This is a genomic window from Microcystis sp. M113S1 (genome assembly GCF_020246945.1).
Lineage (GTDB): Bacteria > Cyanobacteriota > Cyanobacteriia > Cyanobacteriales > Microcystaceae > Microcystis.
Map to the genome: position 1 here is coordinate 1 of NZ_JADBSA010000014.1, position 3,631 is coordinate 3,631.

The 3,631-nt window shown below is 41.7% G+C and carries 1 protein-coding gene; it reads left to right on the top strand.

Annotation, left to right across the window (positions count from 1 at the left end; all coding sequences use genetic code 11):
- Window positions 1–179 precede the first annotated feature (179 nt).
- A complete protein-coding gene (locus tag IM319_RS00965; protein ID WP_287078520.1) occupies window positions 180–3,284 on the top strand; it encodes an efflux RND transporter permease subunit in 3,105 nt (1,034 codons plus the stop codon).
- The last annotated feature ends 347 nt before the right edge of the window (window positions 3,285–3,631 follow it).

The following is a 3,631-nucleotide window of genomic DNA, read 5'->3' on the forward strand; positions in this document are numbered from 1 at the left end:
AGTTATCAGTTATCAGTTATCAGTTATCAGTTATCAGTTATCAGTTATCAGTTATCAGTTATCAGTTATCAGTTATCAGTTATCAGTTATCAGTTATCAGTTATCAGTTATCAGATGTGGGTTTACTGTTTACTGTTTACTGTTCACTGTTTACTGTTTACTCTCCCCCATAGGTAATTATGTCAGAAAACATCTCCCTAAGCGGTCTATCAATTCGTCGTCACATAGGAGTATTGATGTTAACTATAGCAGTTATCATCATCGGTCTTTTTTTTCTAAATCGTTTACAAGTAGATTTGCTTCCTTCTATCACTTATCCCCGCATTAGTTTAAGGATGAATGTACCTGGAGTTTCCCCGGAAGTTATTCTCGAAGAAGTAACTAAACCCCTAGAAGAAGGAATGAGTGCCACCGAGGGAGTAGTACAAGTTTATTCAGAAACTCGCGAGGGAAGGATGCGAGTAGATTTATTTTTTCAACCGGGGGGAGATTTAAATGTCGCTTTAAATGAAGCTACCGAAAGTTTTAATCGTGTCCGACAAAATTTACCCGATATTATTGAGGAACCGCGCTTAAACAAATTTGAACCCTCTCGTTTACCCGTCTATGAATTCGCTCTCGTTTCTGATACCCTACCCCTAAAAGATTTAAGATTATTTGCTGATGAAGAATTAGGGAGAGAATTAGGATTTGTGGAAGGAGTGGCAATAGTGGACGTGATTGGGGGAGTTAGAGAAGAAATTCAAGTTAATATTGACCTGCAGCGATTACAATCTTTAGGAGTGGGATTAAATCAGGTTTTAGACACCCTAAAAAGACGTAATCAGGACATCTCTGGGGGCCGACTAGAGGGAGAAACTGGGGAACCTTTAACCCGCGCAGTGGGGAAATTTAAAAACGTAGCGGACATTCAAGATTTAGCACTGACCGATAGTAATAATCCCGAAGAAAAAATCTATCTGCGGGATGTGGCCAGAGTTATCGATGGGACAGAAGAACAAAGAATTTTTGTCACCCTAAATGGAAAAAATGCCGTGAGGGTTAGCGTCCAAAAACAACCGAATGCGAACACGATTGCTGTGGTAGAAGGGGTCAAAAAACGCATTGCAGAATTAAAAAAATCCGGGTTAATCACCGGGGGAATACAAGTCGTCCCCACTACTGATGAGTCTGTATTTATCCAAAACGCGGTCAATAACGTGGTTTCGTCGGGACTAGCGGGGACAATTCTAGCAGGATTGACTGTATTCGTCTTTCTCGGTTCCCTGCGACAGACTTTTATCATTACCCTAGCGATTCCTCTTTCTACCCTCGTCGCAATTATCTGTATGAAGTTATTCGGGTTATCGATAAATGTGTTTAGTTTGGGAGGATTGGCCCTAGGGGTGGGTATCGTGGTGGATAATTCCATTGTCATGCTGGAAAATATTGCCCTCAAAGTTAATCAAAACCAAAATAAGCGAGATTTTTTAGAAATTGCCCGGAATAGCAGCCAAGAGGTAGAATCTGCTTTATTGGCCTCCACTGCGACTAATCTCGTCTCTATCCTGCCATTTTTACTACTGGGTGGTTTTATTTCCCTGCTGTTTAACGAGATTATCCTCACTATCAGTTTTGCTGTGGCCGCTTCTCTCCTCTGTGCGTTAACCGTTGTTCCCATGTTGGCCAGTCGTTTGTTAAATATGCGGGTTTCTAGTGGTATCCATCGGTTTTGGCTCTTAAGAGTCTTTAGTCAACGTCTAGAAGGTTTAACCATTCTCTACGGTCGTTTTTTAGCTAAAATCATCCTCTACAGAATACCTGTTATCCTGCTGGCCTTTTTAATTTTAGGGGGAAGTAGTTTTTATCTCTGGCAATATATCCCCCAAGAAGTCTTTAGTCGTATTCAAACTGGACAGGTGAACGTTTTTGCCCAATTTCCCCCCGGTACCAATTTAAATACTAACCGTCAGGTGATGCGGGAAGTAGAAAAGATTTTATTATCACAACCGGAAACTGAGTATGTTTTTACTACCAGTGGCGGTTCTCTTTTTGGCACAACTACCAATGAAAATATTTTGCGCGCTTCTAGTACGATTAATCTCAAAAAAGGCACTAATACAGAAGCATATATCGAACGCATGAGCAAAGCACTAGAGCAATTAAACCTCGTTAACGTGCGTTTGCGTCTCACCCCTGGTCAAGTGCGCGGTATTATTCTTAATAACTCTCCCTCCGTTGGTGCTGACGTGGATGTGATGTTACAGGGACGCGATGGGAAAACTCTAGAGCAAGCTGGTGAAGAAATCCTCAGTATTCTCGATGAAAAAGTCCCTAGTGCGCGTTTTCGTGCCGATGCTGACCCCAGACAACCAGAAATCCAGATTAAACCCGATTGGACGCGCTTAAATAGTTTGGGATTGAGTACCCTGGAAGTGGGACAAACGCTACGGACCGCTATTCAAGGATCGATACCCACCCAACTGCAACGGGGAGATAGATTAATCGATATCCGGGTGCAATTGGACCCCAACTTGCGGCAAAAAATTAGTGACTTATCACAAATACCTATCTTTGTCAATAGGCAAGAAGATTTAAAATTAGCAGATATTGCCCGGATTGAAGCGGGAAAAACCCCCGGGGTCATCCAGAGAATCAATCAGCGTCAAGTTTTTATTATTATCGGCAGTTTAGTCGAGGGTGCGAAATTAAGTGACGCACTCGTGGGGGTACAATCGGTTTTAAATTCCACTCCCTTACCCGATGGTATCAGCATTTTACCCAGTGCTGCCGCCACGTCTAATCAAGAAATTCAGGGTTCTTTGGGTTTATTAGCGGGTTTATCGGTATTTTTAGTCTTTGTGGTCATGGCCGTGCAGTATAACTCGCTCATAGACCCTTTGGTGATTATGTTAACCGTTCCTTTAGCCCTAGCGGGCGGAATTTTTGGACTATATTTGACCAAAACCCCGATTAATGCCATTGTCATCGTCGGGGTGGTTTTATTGGTGGGCATTGTGGTTAATAACGGGATTATTATGGTGGAATTAGCCAATCAATTGCGGCAAGAATTCGGTTTTACTCGACTACAAGCCATTTTAAAGGCCGCTCCCCAACGTTTACGACCAATTTTAATGACTACCGTGACCACGGTTTTAGGTTTATTTCCCCTCGCTTTAGGATTGGGAGAGGGGGGAGAATTTCTGCAACCTTTAGGAATTGTCGTTTTTTCGGGTTTGTCTTTAGCAACGCTGTTAACTCTGTTTATTATTCCCTGTTTTTACGTTTTATTCTCCAGAAAATAATCCCCTTCCACAGTGGGGTGTGGGGAAGTGGGGAAGTGGGGAAGTGGGGAAGTGGGGAAGAATAAATAAAAATAATCTCCTGACTTGAAAGAGGGTGTAGGGTGTGGGGTGTAGGGAAGGAAACCTCTTTCATCTCTGCTGGTGAAAATTTTTTCATCGAGACTGACTTCTAACCCAATGTTGGCTAAAGATAAGCAAAAATTATTTATTGACTCCAAAAACTTGAGAATATTTAAATTAACATTTCGCAATATTTATAAATTCTTAAGAATTAATTGAGAAAGATTTTTATTTAACAACGATGTTGCAATGGTTACAGCGATTTGATAGAATTTCATAGTCGGTTA

Excerpts from the sequence above, each read along its gene's own strand:
- IM319_RS00965 (WP_287078520.1), top strand. The coding sequence starts at position 180 with ATGTCAGAAAACATCTCCCTAAGCGGTCTATCAATTCGTCGTCACATA.